Below are 20,702 nucleotides of genomic sequence, written 5' to 3'. Positions count from 1 at the left end.
TGCGGTATGGAGAACACGACGGGACTGCGCGAGAACAAGAAGCTCCGTACGCGCCACCGGCTGGCGGCCACGGCGCTCGAGCTCTTTCTGGAACGGGGCTTCGACGCCGTATCGGTGGCTGACGTCGCCGCCGCGGCCGAGGTCTCCAAGCCCACCCTCTTCCGGTACTTCCCGAGCAAGGAGGACCTGCTGCTCGACCGGTTCGCCGACCATCAGGACGAGGCGGCGCGCATCGTGCGCGAGCGGCCCGCCGGCCGCACGCCGGTGGGCGCGGTGCACGAGCACTTCCTGGCGGCCCTGGCCGAGCGGGACCCCATCACCGGGCTGTGCGACCACCCGAACGTGAAAGCCTTCGCGAGGCTGCTCTACAGCACCGCCAGCCTGCAGACCCGGCTGGGCCACTACACCGACCGCGAGGTGGAGCTGCTCGCCGCCGTCTTCGAGGCGGAGGCGGTCACCCCGCTCGCCGCCCGCCTGGCGGCGATACATCTGGTGGCGGTCCGCCACGAGTTGGGCCGGGAGAACTGGCGCCGGATCGACTCCGGCCAGAGCGCCGACGAGGCCTACGAGGCCGCGGTGGCCGATGCCGACCAGGCCTTCGCGATGGTGGCCGACGGACTGGACAGGGCCCTGCCCGCGGCCCCGCCCGCGGGCAGGGCCCCGACCCCGGTCGCACCCTCCGCATGACCGCCGCTGCGCACGCGGTGCGGGCGGCCCCGCCGCTGCCCCGTCAGCCGATCAGTATCCGCTTCAGCTCGCGGGCCGCGCGCGGGGGAGCCACGTCGGTGCGGTGCGCCAGGGCGATCGTGCGGCGCAGCGGGGATCCCGCCAGCGGGGTCACCCGCAGGCCCGGGCCGGCGCGGTCCACCACCATCGCCGGGACCACCGCGATACCGAGCCCCGCCCGGACGAAGCCCAGGACCGCGTCCATCTCTCCGCCCTCCACGGTGAAGGCCGGCTCGAAGCCCTCCGCGCGGCAGGCCGCCACCGTGAGCTCGCGCAGGTCATAGCCGTGCCGGAACATCGCCATCGGCTCGTCCCGCAGCCCCGCGATGGTCAGCTCGCCGTCCCCGCCGGGCGCCGGGCGCTCGGCGGACGAGACCACCACGAGGTCTTCCGTCAGCAGTTCCACCGTGGTCAGGGCCGGGGCCGACGGCGGCAGCGGCAGCGCGATCAGCGCGAGGTCCAGGGCGCCGCGCGCGAGCTCCCGTACGAGGTCGAGCGATCCGCTCTCCTCGATCAGCAGCTCGATCCCCGGATGCGCGTCGTGGAAGGCCCGCAGTACATCCGGCAGCAGGCCCGTGCAGATGCTGGGCGTGGCACCCAGCCGGACGCGCCCGCGGCGCAGCTGCGCCAGTTCCTGCACCTCGAGCCGCGCGGTGTCCGCGTCCGCCAGGATCCGCCGGGCCAGCGGCAGCAGCGTCTCACCCGCGTCGGTGAGCGTGATGTTGCCCCGCGCCCGGCTGAACAGCTCGGCCCCGAGCTCCCGTTCGAGCGCCTTGATCTGCTGGGAAAGCGAGGGCTGGGCCACGTGCACCCGCTCCGCGGCCCGGGTGAAATGCCGGGTCTCGGCGACGGCCACGAAGTACAGGAGCTGCTGGAACTGCATCCGCCCAGGTTAACGCCCTCGATAGCCATTCTCTATCGATATCAGCTCCATCATGTCTTGGACCTTTCGGGACCTTCGTCCTTACCGTCGAGGACATGGCTCTGGCAACGCGGACGGATCGACGGCCGTCCACCACACGAACGATCTGGGACTCCTCCGTCGGTAAGAAGTCCGTGATGGCGGTATCCGGCCTGATCATGCTCGGCTACCTGGTCGTGCACATGCTCGGAAACCTCAAGATCTTCTTCGGGGCGGACGAGTTCAACGGCTACGCCCACTGGCTGCGCACCCTCGGCTCGCCCTTCCTGCACCACGAGTGGGCCCTGTGGATCGTCCGCGTGGGGCTGCTCGCCGCGGTCGTCGCCCACGCCGTGTCCGCGTACCAGCTCAGCCGCCGCGACATCAAGGCCCGCCCGGTGAAGTACGCCCACAAGCGCCGCCGCGCGAGCTACGCCACCCGCACCATGCGCTGGGGCGGGGTCATCCTCGGCCTGTTCATCGTCTGGCACCTGCTCGACCTCACCACGCTCACCGTCAACGAGCGCGCCTGGGCCGGCCACCCGTACGAGAACGTCCTGTCCACCTTCTCCACCTGGTACGGGAACACCGTCTACATCGTGGCGATGGCCGCCCTCGGCCTGCACGTCCGGCACGGCTTCTGGAGCGCGGCGCAGACCCTCGGCGCGGGCAACGCCCGCCGCGAGCGGACGCTGAAGTTCCTGGCCAACGGCCTGGCCCTCGTCCTCTTCACCGGCTTCGTGTCCGTCCCCCTAGCCGTCATGACCGGAGTGGTGAACTGACCATGAGCGCACACCAGCACGACCGCGGGCAGCACGACCGCGAGCAGCCCGCCCACAAGCAGCACCCCGGCTACGCCGGCTACACCACCGGCGATCCCGTCGCCGACACCAAGGCCCCCGAAGGACCGATCGCGGACCGCTGGGACCGCCGCCGCTTCGAGGCGAAGCTCGTCAACCCGGCCAACCGCCGCAAGCACACCGTCATCGTCGTCGGCACCGGCCTGGCGGGCGGGGCGGCCGGCGCGACACTCGCCGAACAGGGCTATCACGTCGTCCAGTTCTGCTTCTCCGACTCCCCGCGCCGGGCCCACTCCATCGCCGCCCAGGGCGGCATCAACGCCGCCAAGAACTACCGCAACGACGGCGACTCGGTGCACCGCCTCTTCTACGACACCGTCAAGGGCGGCGACTTCCGCGCCCGCGAGTCCAACGTCCACCGCCTCGCCCAGATCTCCGTCGAGATCATCGACCAGTGCGTGGCCCAGGGCGTCCCCTTCGCCCGCGAGTACGGCGGCCTCCTCGACACCCGCTCCTTCGGCGGCGTCCAGGTGTCCCGCACCTTCTACGCCCGCGGCCAGACGGGCCAGCAGCTCCTCCTCGGCGCCTACCAGGCACTCTCCCGGCAGATCGCCGCGGGCAACGTCGAGATGCACGCCCGCACCGAGATGCTCGACCTGATCGTCGTCGACGGAGTGGCCCGGGGCATCGTCGCGCGCGACCTGATCACCGGCGAGATCTCCACCCACTACGCCGACGCCGTGGTGCTGGCGAGCGGCGGCTACGGCAACGTCTTCTACCTCTCCACCAACGCCATGAACTCCAACGCGACCGCCGTCTGGCGGGCGCACCGGCGCGGAGCGTACTTCGCCAACCCCTGCTTCACCCAGATCCACCCCACCTGCATCCCGCGCACCGGCGACCACCAGTCCAAGCTCACCCTGATGAGCGAGTCCCTGCGCAACGACGGCCGCATCTGGGTCCCCAAGGCCAAGGGCGACACCCGCGCCGCGGCCGACATCCCCGAGGCGGAGCGCGATTACTACCTGGAGCGGATCTACCCCTCCTTCGGCAACCTCGTGCCCCGCGACATCGCCTCCCGCGCCGCGAAGAACGTCTGCGACGAGGGCCGCGGCGTCGGACCCGGCGGCCAGGGCGTCTACCTCGACTTCGCCGACGCCATCCGCCGCATGGGCCGGGACAAGGTCGCCGAGAAGTACGGCAACCTCTTCGACATGTACGAGCGGATCACCGCGGAGAACCCGTATGAGGTCCCCATGCGGATCTACCCCGCCGTGCACTACACGATGGGCGGCCTGTGGGTCGACTACGACCTCCAGACCACCGTCCCCGGCCTCTTCGCCATCGGCGAGGCCAACTTCTCCGACCACGGCGCCAACCGCCTCGGCGCCTCCGCCCTCATGCAGGGCCTCGCCGACGGCTACTTCGTGCTCCCCTCCACGATCAACGACTACCTGGCCCGCCACCCGCACCGGAACGCCGTCGACGACACCCACCCCGAGGCCGTGGCGGTCGTGCACGAGACCCGTGAACGCCTCACGCGACTGCTCGCCGTCGACGGCGACCGCACCCCCGACTCCTTCCACCGAGAGATCGGCGAACTCATGTGGGAGTACTGCGGAATGGCCCGCAGCGAGGAAGGGCTGCGCAAGGCGCTCGACCGCATCCCGGAGATCCGCGAGGAGTTCTGGCGCCGCATCAAGGTCCCCGGCCGGGGCGAGGAGTTCAACCAGTCGCTGGAGAAGGCCAACCGCATCGTCGACTACCTCGAACTCGCCGAGCTGATGTGCCTCGACGCGCTCCACCGCGCCGAATCCTGCGGCGGCCACTTCCGCGAGGAGTCCCAGACCCCCGACGGCGAGGCGGCCCGCCAGGACGAGGCCTTCTCCTACGCCGCCGCCTGGGAGTTCACCGCCACCGGCGCCGCCCCCGTCCTGCACAAGGAAGACCTCGTCTTCGAGTACGTCCACCCCACCCAGCGGAGCTACGCATGAAGCTCACCCTGCGCGTCTGGCGCCAGCGCGGCGCCGACGCCCCCGGCCACATGGCCTCGTACGAGGTCGACGGCATCTCGAAGGACATGTCCTTCCTGGAGATGCTCGACACCCTCAACGAGGACCTCATCCTGCGCGGTGAGGACCCGGTCGCCTTCGACCACGACTGCCGCGAGGGGATCTGCGGCGCCTGCAGCCTCGTCATCAACGGCGACGCGCACGGCCCGGAACGCACCACCACCTGCCAGCTCCACATGCGGTCCTTCGCCGACGGCGACACCATCGACGTCGAGCCCTGGCGGGCCGCCGCCTTCCCCGTGGTCAAGGACCTCGTCGTCGACCGCGGCGCCTTCGACCGGATCATCCAGGCCGGCGGCTACATCACCGCCCCCACCGGAGCCGCCCCCGAGGCGCACGCCACCGCCGTACCCAAGGCCGACGCCGACTTCGCCTTCGAGCACGCCGAGTGCATCGGCTGCGGCGCGTGCGTGGCGGCCTGCCCCAACGGCTCCGCGATGCTCTTCACCTCCGCCAAGGTCAACCACCTGAACGTCCTGCCGCAGGGCTCCCCGGAGCGCGAGACCCGGGTGCTGGACATGGTGGCCCGGATGGACGAGGAGGGCTTCGGCGGCTGCACCCTCACCGGCGAGTGCGCCACGGCCTGCCCGAAGGGCATCCCGCTGCCGTCGATCGCCGCGATGAACAAGGAGTGGCTGCGGGCGGTGCGCAAGGGTCCCCGCTGATCCCGGGTCCACGCCCTGCGCCGCCCGCACCTGCCCCCCGCCCCGCGCCCGCCCCGCCCCTGCGCCGATCGGCTGACCGGCGCGGCCCACACCGCGCCGCGCCCCGGCGGGACGGGGGCCATGGGGGACAGTGACCCCATGCCAGAAGCCCCCGCAGGGTCCGGACCGCGCCGCCGCACCGTACTGGCCGCCGCCCTCGCCCCGCTGGCCGTGGCCGGGTGCTCCGGCGAGGAGGCCCCCCGCACCCCGGCGCCCGGCGCACAGGCCGGGCCCAAGGACGCGTTGATCATGGTCATCCGGCACGCGGAGAAACCGTACGCCGGTGCCGTCGGCTGGGACGTGGAGGGCGAGGAGGATCCCGGCTCGCTGGCCGGCCGCGGCTGGCGCCGGGCCGAGGAGCTCCCGCGGCTCTTCCCGCCGGCCCCCCGTTCCACGCTGCCCCGCCCCGCCGCGGTCTTCGCGGCCGGCGGGAAGGCGGGCGCCCCCGCGCGGTGCAGGCAGACCGTGACGGCGCTGGCCGCCGCGCTGCGCACCCCCGTACGCGCCGAGTTCGCGGTCGGCGCCGAAGCCGCCCTCGCACAGGCCGCGTTGGCCGCGCCCATGCCCGTACTCGTCTGCTGGGAGCACATCGGGATCCCGCGCCTGATCCGGGCCCTCGGCGCCCACCAGGTCCCCGGCACCCCGGCCACCTGGCCCGACCGCCACGACCTCGTCTGGATGTTCACCCGCCGCCAGGGGCAGTGGAGCTTCCGCGAACTGCCGCAGCACCTGCTCCCCGGCGACGCCTGAGCCTCGTCGTCGGGTGCCCGGCAGCCTATGCCTTCCCGGCCGCCTTCCCATCCGCCTTCCCGGCCGCCGCCCCCTCGCGGCCGCCCCCGAGGGCCCGCGCCAGGTACGGAGCGGTACGGCTGCCCGCCGCGGCGGCCACCTGCGACGGAGTGCCCGCGGCGACCACCCGGCCGCCCGCCGTGCCGCCGCCCGGTCCCAGGTCGATGACCCAGTCCGCGCCCGCCACCACGTCCATGTCGTGCTCCACGACCACCACCGAGTGCCCGGCGTCCACCAGCCCGTGCAACTGCCGCAGCAGCACCCGTACATCGGCCGGATGCAGCCCGGTCGTCGGCTCGTCCAGCAGGTACAGCGTGTGGTCCCGGCGCAGCCGCTGCAGCTCCGTCGCCAGCTTGATCCGCTGAGCCTCGCCACCCGAGAGCTCCGTGGCCGGCTGACCCAGCCGCAGGTAGCCCAGCCCGATCTCCTCCAGTGCCCGCAGGCTGTGCGCCGCCGCCGGCACCTCCGCGAAGAATCCGGCCGCCGACTCCACCGTCAGGCCCAGCACCTCCGCGATGTTCAGCCCCGCGTACCGGACCGCCAGGGTCTCGGCGTTGTAGCGCGCCCCCGCGCACGTGGGGCACGGGGCGTACGTACTCGGCAGGAACAGCAGCTCCACCGAGACGAAACCCTCGCCCTGGCAGGTCTCGCACCGGCCGCCCGCCACGTTGAAGGAGAACCGGCCCGCCTTCCAGCCCCGCGCCCGCGCCTGCGGGGCCGCCGCGAACAGCTTGCGCACCACGTCGAACAGCCCGGTGTACGTGGCCAGGTTGGACCGTGGGGTCCGGCCGATCGGCTTCTGGTCCACCTCCACGAGCCGCCGTACGGGGAAGTCCGGGTCCGCGAGCCGCTCGCCGACCTCCCCGGCCAGCACCTGCCCCACGAGCGTGGACTTGCCCGACCCCGACACCCCGGTCACGGCCGTGAACACCCCGAGCGGGAACTCCGCCTCCAAGCCCCTCAGGTTGTGCCGGTCCACCCCGGCCAGGCGCACCGCCCCGGTCGCCCCGCGGACCGGCCGGGGCGCCCCGGCCGGTTCCCGCGCCGCGAACAGGTGCCGGGCCGTCGCCGACTCGGCCACAGCGGCCAGGGCCTGCGGCGGCCCGCTGTGGAGAACCTGCCCGCCGTGCTCCCCGGCCAGCGGCCCCACGTCCACCAGCCAGTCCGCGTGCCGCACCACATCGAGATCGTGTTCCACGACGAAGACCGTGTTCCCGGCCTCCTTCAGCCGGTCCAGTACGCCGAGCAGGGCCTCGGTGTCGGCCGGGTGCAGCCCCGCCGACGGCTCGTCCAGTACGTACACGACGCCGAACAGCCCCGACCGCAGTTGCGTCGCCAGCCGTAGCCGCTGCAGCTCGCCCGCGGACAGGGTCGGTGCGGTCCGGTCCAGACTCAGATAGCCGAGCCCCAGCTCCGTGACGGGCCCGATCCGGGAGCGCAGGTCCTCGGCGAGCACCCGGGCGGCCTCCCCGTCCAGGGACGCGGAGGCCAGTACGGCGTCCAGGTCGGTCAGCGCCAGAGCCGCCAGCTCCGCGATGCTCCGACCGGCGAAGGTGACGGCGAGGGCCTCGGGGCGCAGCCGTCGTCCCTCGCACACCGGACACGGCGAATCGGTGAGGAACTTCTCGGCGCGGGCCCGCAGGGTGGCGCTCTTGCTGTCGGCGAAGGTCCGCATGACGTAGCGGTGGGCGCTCATATAGGTGCCCTGGTAAGGCCGTTGGATCCGCTCGGCGTCCCGCACCGGGTGCACGGTCACCACCGGCTGATCCTCGGTGAACAGGATCCACGCGCGGTCCTTCGCGGGCAGTTCCCGCCACGGCCGGTCCACATCGTGGCCGAGCGCCTCCAGGATGTCCCGCAGGTTCTTGCCCTGCCAGGCCCCCGGCCAGGCGGCGATCGCCCCCTGACGGATCGACAGACCTGGTTCCGGCACCAGGAGTTCCTCGCTGGTGCGGTGGATTCGGCCGAGCCCGTGACAGGAAGGGCAGGCCCCGGCGGCGGTGTTGGGCGAGAAGGAGTCGGAGTCGAGCCGCTCGGCACCCGGCGGATAGGTCCCGGCCCGCGAGTAGAGCATCCGCAGGGAGTTGGACAGCAGGGTCACCGTGCCGACCGAGGAACGCGAGCCGGGGGAGGAGCGCCGCTGCTCCAGCGAGACGGCCGGCGGCAGCCCGGTGACGGAGTCCACCTTCGGCGCGCCGATCTGGTGGATCAGCCGGCGGGCGTACGGGGCCACGGACTCGAAGTACCGACGCTGGGCCTCGGCGTAGAGCGTGCCGAACGCGAGCGAGCTCTTGCCGGACCCGGAGACCCCGGTGAACACGGTCAGCGCGTCGCGCGGGATGTCCACGTCGACGCCGCGCAGATTGTGCTCCCGGGCGCCCCGGACCCGTACGTAGGGGTCGCCGTGGGCCTGAGGTGCAGTGGACTGGTGCATTCGTCCCAGTTTAGGGCCTCGGCGGCGGAGGGCCGGGCCCGGGGGCCCGGCCGGCACGCGATGCCGATCTCCGGCTTTCCCGACGCTCCGTCACGGCATGTCCGCCGAGCCCCGGAGTCCGGCGATCCGGGCCAGCCGCGCGTACGAGTCCAGCAGCGCCGTCCGGTCGTACGTCGAGGTGGTGACCAGCAGTTCGTCCGCGTCGGTCAGGTCGGCGATCTCCGAGAGCAGGTCCGCCACCTGGTCCTGCGTGCCGTGGACGTGGCCGGTGAGGGCGCCCTCGTACAGCTCGCGTTCCTTCGCGGTCATTTCCAGGGCCTCGATCTCCTCGGCCGGGCGCAGCGGGGGGAAGCTGCCCCGGGTGCGGGAGTGCGCGAGGGACCAGGCCTCCGGGACCAGGATGCGGCGGGCTTCCTCCTCGGTGGCGGCGACCGCCACCGTCCCGGAGACCACGACGTACGGTTCCGCGCCCCGGGCGGAGGGCCGGAACTCCTTGCGGTACCCCTGGACGATCCCGCTCACCCGGTCGCGGGCCCGCAGGTCGCCCACCACCAGCGGCAGCCCGGCCCGGGCGGCGATCGCGGCCCCCTCGCCGGTGGCCAGGACGTAGGCCGGGATCCGTAGCCCCTCGGCCGGCCGGGCGTGCACCTCGGGGTGGGCCCGCTGGGTGCCGTCGAGCCAGCCCAGCAGTTCGGTCAGCTGTTCCTCGAAGCGGTCGGCGTCGCCGGTGTCACGGCCCAGCGCCCGCCGGATGCCGTTGGTGAAGCCGACGGAACGGCCGAGCCCCATGTCGATCCGGCCGGGGAACAGCGACTCCAGAACCCCGAACTGCTCGGCGACCACCAGCGGCTGGTGGTTGGGCAGCATGACCCCGCCCGTGCCGACCCGGATCCGGTGCGTCGCTCCGGCGACGGCGGCCGCCAGCACGGTCGGCGCCGAGCCCGCGACGCCGGGCACGCTGTGGTGTTCCGACACCCAGAAGCGGTGGTACCCGAGATCCTCGGCCGCCCGGGCCAGTTCCACGGTGTCGCGCAGGGCCTGCGGGGCCGGGTGGCCCCGGCGGGTGCGCGACCGGTCGAGTATCGAGAGTTTTCGGATCACACAGGAGTCAACACCAGTCGGCCGTGAGGATTCCCCGTACGGCTCTCCTACGCTGGCGGAATGAGCGAGCACACCACTCGGCCGCTGGCCGTCTTCGACCTCGACAACACGCTGGCGGACACCGGTCACCGCCAGCACTTCCTGGAGCGCCGCCCGCGGGACTGGACGGGCTTCTTCGCCGCCGCCCCGGCCGATCCGCCGCTCGCGCGCGGGGTCGCGCTCGCGGTGGAGAACGCGGCCGACTGCGAGGTGGTGTACCTGACCGGGCGCCCGGAGCGGTGCCGGGCGGACACGCTCGACTGGCTCGCGCGGCACGGTCTGCCGGAGGGGCGGCTGTTCATGCGCGGCAACCAGGACCGCAGGCCGGCCCGCACGACCAAGGTGGAGGTCCTGCGGCGGATCTCCCGCGGCCGGGAGGTGCGGATGCTCGTCGACGACGACGAGCTCGTCTGCCAGGCAGCGCGCGCCGCCGGATTCCGGGTGGTGCTCGCCGACTGGGCCGCGGATGCGCCGGAGCTGGAGGCGGCCCAGGAGGTCGACGGCCGGACGTGATCCCGAGGCGGGCCCCGAGGCGGGCCCCGGGGCGGTGCCCGAGGCCCCGGCCCCGGACCGCGGCCCCCGGCCCCGGACCGCGGCCCCCGGCCCCGGCCCGCGGCCCCCGGCCCCGGCCCGCGGCCCCCGGCCCCGGACCCGGACGGGCCTCAGTCCTCGCCGTCGAGGCGGAAGCCGACCTTGAGCCCCACCTGGTAGTGGGCGATCTCCCCGTTCTCGATGTGGCCGCGTACCTGAACCACCTCGAACCAGTCCAGATTCCGCACGGTCTGGCCCGCCCGGGCGATCCCGTTGCGGATGGCCTGATCGATGCCCTCGTGGGAGGTGCCGACGATCTCGGTCACCCGGTACGTGTGATTGGACATGGAGGTCTCCCGACGGTGGGTGGCTCTTGCCTGGTTCCAAGGTGCCCCAGTAAGTCCCGCTCCGCGAACTTTGAGCGAACAATCCCGAGCGAAAGGCCCTTGACCGGCCTATTGGTCTATGCCAATTTCGAGCCATCTGAGATCGAGCCCAGAAGGTGACCCCCTTGAAGATGCGCTTCCTCGCCGTGTGCACCGCCCTCGCGGCCGCTGCCGCCCTCACGGGCTGCAGTCAGTCGGCCGACTCGGCCGGAGGGGCGCAGAAGGTCACGCTCTGGCTGATGAAGGGCAGCGCCTCGGAGGACTTCATCAGCCAGTTCACCGCCGCGTTCGAGAAGGAACACCCCGGCCTCGACCTGGACGTCAGGATCCAGGAGTGGACGGGCATCGGCGACAAGGTCAACGCCGTCCTCGACGGCACGGGCAAGGAGAGCGCCGACGTCATCGAGGTCGGCAACACCCAGGTCGCCAAGTACATCGAGACCGGCGGCCTCGAAGAGCTCACCCTCGAAGGCCTTCGCGAGTGGGGCAGCACGGACTGGCTCAAGGGCCTCGCCGACCCGGGAACCATCAACGGCGCCCAGTACGGAGTCCCCTGGTACGCGGCCAACCGGGTGGTCATCTACCACAAGGACCTCTTCGCGAGCGCCGGGATCAAGACCCCGCCCAAGAACCGCCAGGAGTGGATCCAGGCCACCCAGAAGCTCGACAAGGGCGACCAGCAGGGCATCTACCTCGCGGGCCAGAACTGGTACGTCCTCGCCGGCTTCATCTGGGACGAGGGCGGCGAACTCGCCGTCGAGACCGGCGGCAAGTGGGTCGGCGCCCTCGACGACGACAAGGCGCTGGCCGGCATGGACTTCTACAAGCAGCTCCAGGCCCTCGGCGACGGCCCCGAGGACGCCGACGAGGAGACGCCCCCGCAGTCGCAGGTCTTCGCCCGCGGCGGGGTCGCCCAGATCATCGCGCCGCCCGGCCAGGCCGCCGAGATCGAGGCGGCCAACTCCGCCCTGAAGGGCAAGCTCGGCTTCTTCCCGATCCCCGGCAAGACCTCCGACAAGGCCGGCGCCGTCTTCACCGGCGGCTCCGACCTGATCATCCCGGAGCGGACCAAGCAGCGGAAGGGCGCCGTGGACGTGATCACCGCCCTCGTCAGCGAGAGATGGCAGACCGAACTCGCCCGCACCATGAGCTACGTACCCAACAAGACCACCCTCGCGCACGTCGTCGAGGGCAACGAGGGCGCCGCCAACATGGCCCCCGGCGCCGCCCAGGGCCGGGCCACCCCCACCTCCGCCCGCTGGGCCGAGGTCGAGGCGAAGAACCCGATCAAGCCCTTCATGACGGCCGTGCTCACCGGCCGCGACCCCAAGCAGGCCGCCAGGACCGCCTCCGAGGAGATCGGCAAGGTGCTCAGCTCCGACCGCTGAGCCGGGGCACCGCCGAGTTCAGCGTCCGCACATCCGAGGGCCGCTGAGCGGTCATGTCGAATCCAGCCGGTCACGGAAGAAGTAAAGGAGCCAGGCCACGCACCTGCGGGCCCGGCCCTCCGTGTCCGGATCAGGAGCCGCCATGACCATCGCACCCCTGTCCCCGTCCCCCCTCCCCGCCCCGCCGCTGTCCCCCTCGGCCGCGCCCGCCACCCGCCTCGGCCCCGCCAGGGGCCTGGCCGCGGTGCCCGCCGCGCCTTCCGAAGGACCGCGCTACGCCGTCCGCCTCGCCCGCGACGAGGACGAGGTCCGCGCCGCCCAGCGGTTGCGCCACCAGGTCTTCGCCGGCGAGCTCGGCGCCCGCCTCGACGGGCCCGAGCCCGGCCTCGACACCGACGCCTTCGACGCCTACTGCGACCACCTCCTCGTCATCGACGAGGCGGCCGAACAGGTCGTCGGCACCTACCGGCTGCTTCCCCCGGAGCGCGCGGCCGTCGCCGGCCGCCTCTACTCCGAGGGGGAATTCGACCTCTCGGCCCTCGCCCCCATCCGCCCCGACCTGGTCGAGGTCGGCCGCTCCTGCGTCCACCCCGACCACCGCAACGGCGCCGTCATCGCCCTCATCTGGGCCGGCCTCGCCCACTACATGGACCGCTCCGGGCACAACTGGCTCGCCGGCTGCTGCTCCGTCCCGCTCGCCGACGGCGGGGTCCTGGCCGCCGCCACCCGGGAGACCGCCCTGAAGCGCAGCCTCGCCCCCGAGGAGTACCGAGTCACCCCCCACCTCCCCTGGAGCCCCGAGGGCATCACCTTCCCCGACCGGGTGGAGCTGCCCCCGCTGCTGCGCGGCTACCTCCGCCTCGGCGCCTGGGTGTGCGGCGAACCCGCCCTCGACGCCGAGTTCGGCTGCGCCGACCTCTACGTGCTGCTCTCCCTGCGCCGGACCAACCCGCGCTACCTGAAGCACTTCCGCTCGCTCGTCCCGGGCGCATGAGCGTCTGGCTGCCCACCTCACCCTGCACCCCCGAGGCCTGCGCGGGCCACGAGGGGAGCACGGCGAGCGTCCCGCACGCGGTGCTCAGACTCGCCGCCGCCGTCGCCCTGATCCTGCTGGGGATCCTGGGCGCCCCGCCGGCCCGGCTGCTGCCGGCCGACCCCCGGCACCGGGTGGTACGGGCCTGGTCGGCCGCGCTCCTGCGGGCCTTCGGCATACGGATCACCGTCCACGGCCGCCCGGGCCCGGGCGGCGGCCGGCTCCTGGTCGCCAACCACATCTCCTGGCTGGACATCCCGCTCGTCGCCGCCGCCCTGCCCTGCCGGATGCTGGCCAAGAGCGACATCCGCGCCTGGCCGGTCCTCGGCCGCCTCGCCCGAGGGGCCGGCACCCTGTTCATCGAGCGCGACCGGATCCGCGCCCTGCCCGCCACCATCGGGACGATCACCGGAGCGCTGCTGGCCGGCGACCGGGTCACCGTGTTCCCCGAGGGCTCCACCTGGTGCGGGCGCGCCCAGGGCGCCTTCCGCCGGGCCGCCTTCCAGTCGGCCCTGGACGCGCGGGTCCCCGTACAGCCCCTGCGGCTCACGTACCTGCGGTGCGACGGGAATCCGGCCGGGGCGCCCGCCTTCGTCGGGGACGACCCGCTCACCGCCTCGCTGTGGCGGATCGCCCGGGCCCGCGGGATACGGGCCGAGGTCAGGCTGCTGCCGCGGATCCCGCCGGGCCGGTACGCGCACCGGCGGGACCTCGCGGCGGCAGCTCAGCGGGCCGTCGTCGGAGCCTGGGCCGCCATCCCCGCACCGAACCCGCTACCGGGCATTCCCGCTCAGCCGGCCACGCCGTCGGCGACCGACAGGGACAGCGCGAAGCGGCCCGCGGCGTCCGTCCACCACTGGGTCAACTCCAGCCCGGCGGCCGCCAGTTCCTTGCGTACCCCCTCCTGACGGAACTTCGCGGAGACCTCCGTCAGGATCTCCTCACCCGCCGCGAACGGCACCACCAGATCCAGCGCCCGGATCTTCACCAGCAGGTCCGACCGGGCCCGCAGCCGCATCTCGATCCACTCCTGCTCCTTGTTCCACACCGCCACGTGCGCGAAGTCGGCCGTGTGGAAGTCCGCCCCCAGCTCCCGGTTGACGACCGCCAGCACGTTCTTGTTGAACTCGGCCGTCACCCCCCGGGCGTCGTCGTACGCCGCCACCAGCACGGCCTCGTCCTTCACCAGGTCCGTACCCATCAGCAGCGCGTCTCCGGGCGAGAGCATCGCCCGTACGGACGCCAGGAACACCGCCCGCTCGGGTGGCAGCAGGTTCCCGATCGTGCCGCCCAGGAACACCACCAGCCGGGGCCCGGGGGAGTCCGGCAACCGCAGCGCACGCGTGAAGTCGGCCAGCAGGGCGTGCACCCGCAGCCCCGGATGCTCCGCCAGCAGCGTCTCGGCCGCACCCCGCAGCGCGCTCTCGCTCACGTCCACCGGAACGTAGGTGTCCAGCGCGGGCATCGCCTCGATGAGGTGCCGGGTCTTCTCCGAGGACCCGGAACCCAGCTCCACCAGGGTGCGGGCGCCGCTCTCGGTGGCGATCTCCCGTGCCCGCTCCAGCAGGATCTCCCGCTCGGCGCGCGTCGGGTAGTACTCGGACAACCGGGTGATCTCCTCGAAGAGTTCACTGCCCCGCGCGTCGTAGAACCACTTGGGCGGCAGCGCCTTCGGCGTGTGCGTCAGCCCGTGCAGCACATCCGTACGCAGCGCCGTCTCCGCGGCGTGCTCGTCGAGTGTCCGGGTCAACTGAAAGTCGTTCACGGGGAGTTCTCCTTGAGCGGGGTCAGTTCGACCCGTGTACGGGTGGCGGTCAGCAGGGTCCGGTCGGGCACTTCGCGCCACCGGGTGTCGTCGTCGTACGGCTCGGAGGCCACCACGGTGCGCCGCCGCTCCGCGTCGGCCAGGTACCAGAGCGAATCGCCCCAGGCCGTCGCGGCGATGGTGACGCCGTCCGTGAGCAGCAGGTTCAGCCGGGAGCCCGGCGCTGCCGAAGCCAGTTCCCGGACCGGCTCGGCGAGGGCCGTGCCGAGGTCGTCCCCGGCCCGCAGCCGGTGCAGGACCAGCGCCCAGATCAGCGCCGAGTCCGTGCGCGCGGCCAGCCGGAGCAGTTCCGCGGGCGGCAGCCCGGCAGCGAGCGCGGCGGCGGAGTCCGGCCAGTGCCGCACCGAGCCGTTGTGGCTGAACAGCCACGGCCCGTCCGAGAACGGCGCGGCGGCCGCCTCCCCGTCGGCCCCGGGGTTCGTGGCGTCCCGTACGGCGGCCAGTGCGGCCCCGGTACGGACCACCCGGGCGAGATCGGTGAAGGTCAGGTCGCTCCAGATCGGCCCGGCCCGCCGGTAGCGGGCGGGGACCGGGTCGTCCTGCGCGTACCAGCCGATGCCGAAGCCGTCGGCGTTGACCGTCCCGGACCGCTGGTGGCGCGGCTCCCAGGACTGGCGCACCAGCGAGTGCTCCGGCTCGCTCAGCAGCCTTCCGAGCGTCACCACCGGGCCCACATAGGCAAGATGACGGCACATCAGACGTCCCTCGCGGTCCGGAACCCGGAGAAGATCTGCCGCCGCACCGGAAGGTCCCAGTTGCGGAACGTGCCCCGGCAGGCCACCGGGTCCACCGCGAAGGATCCGCCGCGCAGCACCTTGTGCTCCGGCCCGAAGAACACCTGCGAGTACTCCCGGTACGGGAAGGCGCGGAAGCCCGGGTACGGCAGGAAGTCGGAGGAGGTCCACTCCCACACGTCGCCGATGAGCTGGCGCACCCCGAGGGGGGAGGCCCCGGCCGGGTAGCTGCCCGCGCGCGCCGGGCGCAGGTGCCGCTGGCCGAGGTTGGCATGGGCGGGGGTCGGGTCGGCGTCGCCCCACGGGTAGCGGGTGGAGCGGCCGGTCGCCGGGTCGTGCCGGGCGGCCTTCTCCCACTCCGTCTCGGTGGGCAGCCGCCGCCCCGCCCAGCGGGCGTAGGCATCCGCCTCGTACCAGCTGACGTGCAGCACGGGCTCCTCCTCCGGCACCGGTTCGGTCACCCCGAAGCGGCGGCGCAGCCACTGGCCGGCCTCCTGGTGCCAGAACAGAGGGGCCTCGATGGAGTGCTCGCGGATCTGCTCCCAGCCCGGCGCCGCCCACCAGCGGGGATCGCGGTAGCCGCCGTCCGCGATGAACGCCAGGTACGCGGCGTTGGTCACCGGCAACGTGTCGATCCAGAAGGGCGCGCTGTCCCGGACGTGCGCCGGCCGTTCGTTGTCCAGCGACCACGGCTCCGCGGAGGTGCCCATCGTGAACGGGCCGCCGGGGACGAGGACTTCGGCGGCGAGCGGCGGATCGTAGGGGGCGTCCGGTTCCGGGGCGGTCAGCACGGCGGCGCCCCGTCGGAGCTGATGGGTGATCAGCATGGTCTCGTCGTGCTGCTGCTCGTGCTGGGCGATCATCCCGAAGGCGAAGCCGTCGTCGAGGAGCGTGCTGCCCTCCAGCGGGGTGCTCTCCAGCAGGTCGAAGACCCGGCCGCGCACCTCGGCCGCGTACCGGCGGGCCTCGGCGGGCCCGAGCAGCGGCAGCCTGGGCCGCTCGGCGCGCGGGTGCTCGAAGGCGTCGTAGAGGGGGTTGATCTCCGGACGCATCGACTCGCGCCCGGCGACGCGACGGAGCAGCCAGAGCTCCTCCTGGTTCCCGATGTGCGCCAGGTCCCAGACGAGCGGGGACATCAGCGGGGAGTGCTGGGCGGTCAGGTCCTCGTCGGTCACCGCGTCGGTGAGGCCGGCCGTACGTATGCGCGCCGCGGTGAGGGCGGCGGCCGCCCGCTCCCGCAGGTCGGCGGGGGGCCCGAGAGGTCCCGTGGATTCGATGGGTGCGGTGGTCATCGGCGGACCTCTTTCCCGGTGAGCACCTGTGCGGACTCGTCGTCGGCCGGACATCGGCCGCGCAGTACGTAGCGTTCGGTGAAGTCGCCCACCGCGTCCCGGACATGGGTGCCGGCACCCAGCCGGGGCAATGCCTCGGCTGCGGCCAGGAAACAGGCCTTCGCGGAAGCCCGCAGTTCGGGATCGGCCAGGGCGTGCCGGGCGGCCGACCGCCAGAGCGGATTGCGGGGCGCGGGCCGCGTGCCGTAGGAGTCGGCCAGTGCCTTGGCCACCCGGTACGCGGTCTCGGCGGCCTCCGGATCGTCGAACAGCGCGTGCACGACGGCCACCGGGACCAGCCAGCCGTCGTCGCCGGGCTGCGCGTCGATCATCCGCAGTTCCAGGTGGCCGCGCGGCCGAACCGGTGGGAAGAGGGTGGTCAGGTGGTAGTCCAGGTCCTCGGCGGTGGGCGCCCGCAGCCCGGGGTGCCCGCCCGTGCGCAGCCAGTCGCGGAAGGTCGTACCGCCCGGGGTCCGCCACGGGTCGCCGTCGTGGGACCGTACGCACATCACCTCGGTGTCCAGGGCCTGCCGCACCCACCCGGCCCGGGGATCCGCGTCGAGGGGCGGGGCGAGGGTGCGCCGGGTGTCCAGGTCGCTCCAGATCCCCTGGCGGGAGCAGCGCCATCCGGCGTACGGGCCCTCGTACGCGGGGGAGTTGGCGAAGGCGGCCACCATGACCGCACCCAGCAGGTGCGCCAGCCGCCAGCGGCGGCCGTGGCCGAGGATGCCCGGTTCCTCGTACCCGGCGTCCACGCAGACCTGCACGGAGGCGGAGGCGCACATCATGGCGCGCCCGGCCGGACCGGTGCGGTCGAAGTAGGCCTCCATCGCGTCGTACCGCGGGCTGTTCAGCAGCCGGCGGTACGGGCGGCGGGGGTCGCGGCCGAGGCCGCGCAGGACCATGCCCTGGCTCAGCAGGGCGGCGCGTACGGCGGTGAGGTCGGCCTGCAGGTCGTCCACGCAGCCGGTGAGGGAGGTGGCGGGGGCCGAGCTGAGTTCGAGCTGGCCGCCCGGCTCGACGGTCAGCCGGGAGTGCAGGGGCAGCGCGCGGGCCGCGGCGTGGGCGGCGCGCAGCCGGTCGGGGGGCAGGGGCTCATCGGGGCGCTCGGCGTCCAGGACGAGCCATTCGAGCTCGGCACCTAGGAGGCGGGGCGGGCCCGTCTTGAAGCAGATCCCGTGGAGCAGGTCCTCCGCCTGCGTCTCGCTGATCGAGGGCGGGGAGGTCGGGAAGGTCGCGGAGGGATCGGGCGCCGCATCGGGCGCGGGATCGGGCGCCGGGGCTGGGTCGGGCGCGGGTGGGGGAGCGGATGAGTCCTGGGGCATGACCGGGTCCTCGTCTCCTGTCGTCGGCCGTGACATCACCCGTGCCTACCCCTCCCTGGGGCACAAATTCCTTTGCCGCCGGGAACCGGAGTGCGGAGGATTGCGGCGTGAGCAGCAGATTGCGCGAGATCGCGCGGGAGAACGCGCAGATCCTGGCGGCCGGGGGGTACCGGACGCGGTCGGGACGGCAGGTTCCGCTTGCCGCCGCCCTGGCGGAAGCCAAGGCCGGAACCAGGATATATGGACCAAACCGAGTCATTCCAGATGAAAAGATCGCCTCAGGCGGCGGTACGACGGTCGTCGAGGTCACGGGAGAGAGCAGCACGGTCGCCGCGCGCAGGCTCGCGACCGCCACCCCGACCGACCCGGATCCCGCTCCCGTGGCGGTCCTGAACTTCGCCTCGGCCCGTAATCCCGGGGGCGGTTACGTCCGCGGAGCCAAGGCGCAGGAGGAAGCGCTGTGCCGCGCCTCGGCCCTGTACGAGACGCTGCTCGAAGCCCCGGAGTACTACGAGGTGCACCGCGCGGAGCGCAGCACCTTCTACACCGACCGGGTGATTCACTCGCCCGGGGTGCCCGTGTTCCGCGACGACCGCGGCGGGCTTCTGGAGACCCCGTTCCGGGTCGGATTCCTCACCTCTCCGGCGCCGAACGCGGGCACGATCCGGCGGCAGGAACCGGAGCGGATCGCCGAGATCCCGGGGGCACTGGTGCGGCGCGCGGGGCTCGTACTGGAGGTCGCGGCGGTGCACGGGTACCGGCGGCTGGTGCTGGGCGCCTGGGGCTGCGGGGTGTTCCGGAACGACCCGGAGCAGGTGGCCGAGGCCTTCCGGGGACTGCTGGCGGACCGGTTCGCCGGGGCCTTCGAACGGGTGGTGTTCGGCATCCTCGACCGCGACCCCACCACCCGCGAGGCCTTCGCCCGGGCCTTTCCGGCTCCCTAGAACGGGTTCGCCGCCCCCAGCAGGCCTTCCGGCAGATAGGGCGACGAGACGCGGATCCGCCAGCCGCGGCGGCGGGCGTGGCAGGCCAGGGCCAGGATGTCGAGGTTGACCGCGGCCGCTGCGCCGACCGCCCGGTCGGCCACCGAGTAGTGGTCTCGGTGGGCCTCCAGGGCGTCGGCCAGGGCCAGGTTGAAGCTCTCCTCGTCACCCTCCACCAGCTGGGAGAAGGCCACGGCGGGCGCCGGCGGGAAGCCCCAGTCGCGGGTCCGCCCGACGTCGGCGACGGCCCGGTCGGTGGCGGGCTCCGGATCTTCGCCCCGCAGGTAGTCGTGCAGGGCCTGCCGGTAGGAGGCGTAGGCGGAACGGTCCTCCTGTGGGGTGGGGCCGCTCACGACGAGCGGGGCGAGGTCCGCGCGGTTGCCGGTGATCAGCGCGCGGTTCAGGGCCGCGGCCCACGATCCGGGGTCGAGCGGGCGCTCCCGGTCGGCGGAGCCCCCGGCCGCGGCTCCCGCGCGCGTGGCCTCGTACAGCTCCTGCACCAGAGCGTGGGCGGCCGCCGTGCACCGCGGCAGCTCGGGGCGCTCGACGACCAGGGGGCCCTCGGCCAGCGCTGCGACGGCGTCCGCGCGCCGCTCGCGCCCGTACGCCCCCACGCGCGGCGCAGGGGCCTCGAAACCGGTGACCAGCGCCCGCGGCAGGTAGTCCGAGTCGACGGGCGGCTGCCAGCCTTCGCGGCGGTATCCGAGCGCGGCCAAGGCCAGCGGCAGCAGCGGCAGCAGGGTGCGCGGCTCGGCCCGGGGGTCCTCCAGGTGGGAGTACGGGAGCAGCAGCGCGGCCAGCTCGGCGCCGAACTCCTCCCGGTCCCGGGCGGCCAGCGCACGCAGTGCGCGCAGCGCGCCGGTGGCGGGGTCGGCCGAATCGGCGGCCTCGGCGGCTTCGGGTTCACGGGCTGCGGCCCGGGCTCCGGCCCGCCGGCCGGCGACCCGGGCCAGTGCGGCGTCCAGTGCGGCGAGCTTCTCCTGCGGGGAGGGCGGGAACGTCTGATCCTCGACCCCCAGATCCCCGCTGACGTACGCCAGCAGGCCGTTGATCAGCTCCACCGAAGGGAGGCCCGGCCCGCCGGCCCGCTGCGGGGCCCGGCGGGCGAAGTGGAAGGCCTCGCCGTGTCGTTCGGCCTTGTCGGCGAGGACCGCCACACAGAACGCGTCGATCCAGCGGGCGGCGCTGACCGGCTGCGGGTCGCCCCCCGATCCGGAGTCGTAGTCGCGCCCGTAGTCGACGTAGGTGAGGAAGACGTGGAAGGACACCTTCGGGTAGTAGGCGGCGAACGACACGACGCCGGCGGCCGCTTCGGCCGCGTCGCTCAGGATGGCCTTCGCCTCCGGGCTGTCGAGGTCGCGGGGCACCGCCGAGAGCGCGCCGAGACCGTCGAGGAACCCCAGCGTGATCTGCCACCAGTCGTAGGCGTCGATCAGGCCGGCCCTGGACCTGGAGTACACGTCCGAGATCATCCGGTTCGCGAAGTCCTCGCGCACCGCCGCCAGCGCGGCCTCGCTCACCCGGTGTCGTTCTATTCGCATGCCCGCTACTCCCTGTGTACGCCTACGGGCTCACCCTAAGGGGCTGCCGCGCAGGCGAT

At 73.3% G+C, this 20,702-nt stretch carries 19 protein-coding genes; 10 read left to right on the top strand and 9 right to left on the bottom strand.

The window, feature by feature from the left end:
• Positions 1-6: 6 nt before the first annotated feature.
• Complete coding sequence (locus ACGFZK_RS04050) at positions 7-687, top strand: TetR/AcrR family transcriptional regulator (RefSeq protein WP_393847240.1); 681 nt, start codon at positions 7-9, stop codon at positions 685-687.
• A gap of 43 nt (positions 688-730) precedes the next feature.
• Here ACGFZK_RS04050 and ACGFZK_RS04045 read toward each other — a convergent pair whose 3' ends face one another.
• Positions 731-1,609: a LysR family transcriptional regulator gene (locus tag ACGFZK_RS04045; RefSeq protein ID WP_393847239.1), complete on the bottom strand. Its 879-nt coding sequence runs from the start codon at positions 1,607-1,609 to the stop codon at positions 731-733.
• Positions 1,610-1,704: 95 nt separating this feature from the next.
• On the opposite strand from ACGFZK_RS04045, the gene ACGFZK_RS04040 reads away from it, so the two are divergent.
• From ACGFZK_RS04040 to ACGFZK_RS04025, 4 genes are all read left to right on the top strand, one after another.
• A complete protein-coding gene (locus ACGFZK_RS04040) occupies positions 1,705-2,409 on the top strand; it encodes a succinate dehydrogenase (RefSeq protein WP_393847238.1) in 705 nt (234 codons plus the stop codon).
• A gap of 2 nt (positions 2,410-2,411) precedes the next feature.
• On the top strand, positions 2,412-4,421 hold the full coding sequence (locus ACGFZK_RS04035; protein WP_393847237.1) for a fumarate reductase/succinate dehydrogenase flavoprotein subunit: 2,010 nt from the start codon (positions 2,412-2,414) through the stop codon (positions 4,419-4,421).
• A complete protein-coding gene (locus ACGFZK_RS04030) occupies positions 4,418-5,164 on the top strand; it encodes a succinate dehydrogenase/fumarate reductase iron-sulfur subunit (RefSeq protein ID WP_030011685.1) in 747 nt (248 codons plus the stop codon). The genes ACGFZK_RS04035 and ACGFZK_RS04030 overlap by 4 nt, the downstream gene beginning before the upstream one ends.
• 138 nt (positions 5,165-5,302) lie before the next feature.
• The gene (locus ACGFZK_RS04025; RefSeq protein ID WP_393847236.1) at positions 5,303-5,953 is read left to right on the top strand and encodes a hypothetical protein; all 651 of its coding nucleotides are present in this window, start codon (positions 5,303-5,305) and stop codon (positions 5,951-5,953) included.
• A 25-nt stretch (positions 5,954-5,978) separates the two neighbouring features.
• Here the strand turns inward: ACGFZK_RS04025 and ACGFZK_RS04020 are convergent, their stop codons facing one another.
• Both ACGFZK_RS04020 and ACGFZK_RS04015 read right to left on the bottom strand, forming a co-directional pair.
• Positions 5,979-8,426: an ABC transporter gene (locus ACGFZK_RS04020; RefSeq protein ID WP_393847235.1), complete on the bottom strand. Its 2,448-nt coding sequence runs from the start codon at positions 8,424-8,426 to the stop codon at positions 5,979-5,981.
• A 90-nt stretch (positions 8,427-8,516) separates the two neighbouring features.
• A complete protein-coding gene (locus ACGFZK_RS04015) occupies positions 8,517-9,527 on the bottom strand; it encodes an LLM class flavin-dependent oxidoreductase (protein WP_393847234.1) in 1,011 nt (336 codons plus the stop codon).
• A 60-nt stretch (positions 9,528-9,587) separates the two neighbouring features.
• On the opposite strand from ACGFZK_RS04015, the gene ACGFZK_RS04010 reads away from it, so the two are divergent.
• A complete protein-coding gene (locus ACGFZK_RS04010; RefSeq protein WP_393847233.1) occupies positions 9,588-10,079 on the top strand; it encodes a hypothetical protein in 492 nt (163 codons plus the stop codon).
• A 149-nt stretch (positions 10,080-10,228) separates the two neighbouring features.
• Here ACGFZK_RS04010 and ACGFZK_RS04005 read toward each other — a convergent pair whose 3' ends face one another.
• Positions 10,229-10,444 carry a dodecin gene (locus ACGFZK_RS04005; protein ID WP_030012846.1) on the bottom strand — a complete coding sequence of 72 codons (216 nt, stop codon included), beginning with the start codon at positions 10,442-10,444 and terminating at the stop codon, positions 10,229-10,231.
• Positions 10,445-10,608: 164 nt separating this feature from the next.
• Between ACGFZK_RS04005 and ACGFZK_RS04000 the strand changes: the two genes are divergently transcribed.
• The 3 genes from ACGFZK_RS04000 to ACGFZK_RS03990 all read left to right on the top strand — a co-directional run bounded on the left by ACGFZK_RS04000 (position 10,609) and on the right by ACGFZK_RS03990 (position 13,812).
• Positions 10,609-11,871: an extracellular solute-binding protein gene (locus tag ACGFZK_RS04000; RefSeq protein WP_393847232.1), complete on the top strand. Its 1,263-nt coding sequence runs from the start codon at positions 10,609-10,611 to the stop codon at positions 11,869-11,871.
• Between the two features lie 142 nt (positions 11,872-12,013).
• On the top strand, positions 12,014-12,865 hold the full coding sequence (locus ACGFZK_RS03995; RefSeq protein ID WP_393847231.1) for a GNAT family N-acetyltransferase: 852 nt from the start codon (positions 12,014-12,016) through the stop codon (positions 12,863-12,865).
• On the top strand, positions 12,862-13,812 hold the full coding sequence (locus tag ACGFZK_RS03990) for a lysophospholipid acyltransferase family protein (protein WP_393847230.1): 951 nt from the start codon (positions 12,862-12,864) through the stop codon (positions 13,810-13,812). Before ACGFZK_RS03995 ends, ACGFZK_RS03990 begins: the two co-directional genes overlap by 4 nt.
• Here the strand turns inward: ACGFZK_RS03990 and egtD are convergent.
• The 4 genes from egtD to egtA are packed head-to-tail and all read right to left on the bottom strand — an operon-like array spanning position 13,695 to position 18,119.
• Entirely contained in the window at positions 13,695-14,669 is a 975-nt protein-coding gene (gene egtD, locus ACGFZK_RS03985; protein ID WP_393847229.1) for an L-histidine N(alpha)-methyltransferase, read from the bottom strand. The two genes, ACGFZK_RS03990 and egtD, sit on opposite strands and share 118 nt — an antisense overlap.
• The gene (gene egtC / locus ACGFZK_RS03980; RefSeq protein ID WP_393847228.1) at positions 14,666-15,424 is read right to left on the bottom strand and encodes an ergothioneine biosynthesis protein EgtC; all 759 of its coding nucleotides are present in this window, start codon (positions 15,422-15,424) and stop codon (positions 14,666-14,668) included. Before egtC ends, egtD begins: the two co-directional genes overlap by 4 nt.
• On the bottom strand, positions 15,424-16,755 hold the full coding sequence (gene egtB, locus ACGFZK_RS03975; protein WP_393847227.1) for an ergothioneine biosynthesis protein EgtB: 1,332 nt from the start codon (positions 16,753-16,755) through the stop codon (positions 15,424-15,426). The genes egtC and egtB overlap by 1 nt, the downstream gene beginning before the upstream one ends.
• A complete protein-coding gene (gene egtA, locus ACGFZK_RS03970; protein WP_393847226.1) occupies positions 16,752-18,119 on the bottom strand; it encodes an ergothioneine biosynthesis glutamate--cysteine ligase EgtA in 1,368 nt (455 codons plus the stop codon). The genes egtB and egtA overlap by 4 nt, the downstream gene beginning before the upstream one ends.
• Positions 18,120-18,226: 107 nt before the next feature.
• On the opposite strand from egtA, the gene ACGFZK_RS03965 reads away from it, so the two are divergent.
• Complete coding sequence (locus ACGFZK_RS03965) at positions 18,227-19,063, top strand: TIGR02452 family protein (protein WP_393847225.1); 837 nt, start codon at positions 18,227-18,229, stop codon at positions 19,061-19,063.
• Here ACGFZK_RS03965 and ACGFZK_RS03960 read toward each other — a convergent pair.
• Positions 19,060-20,643 (bottom strand): immunity 49 family protein, encoded by a 1,584-nt coding sequence (locus ACGFZK_RS03960; RefSeq protein WP_393847224.1) that lies wholly within the window; start codon positions 20,641-20,643, stop codon positions 19,060-19,062. The genes ACGFZK_RS03965 and ACGFZK_RS03960 overlap by 4 nt on opposite strands.
• Between the last annotated feature and the right edge of the window lie 59 nt (positions 20,644-20,702).

Source organism: Streptomyces sp. NPDC048257, assembly GCF_043201855.1.
Classification (GTDB): domain Bacteria; phylum Actinomycetota; class Actinomycetes; order Streptomycetales; family Streptomycetaceae; genus Streptomyces.
The sequence above is the reverse complement of the archived record's forward strand: the minus strand, read 5'-3'. Positions and strand labels throughout refer to the sequence as shown.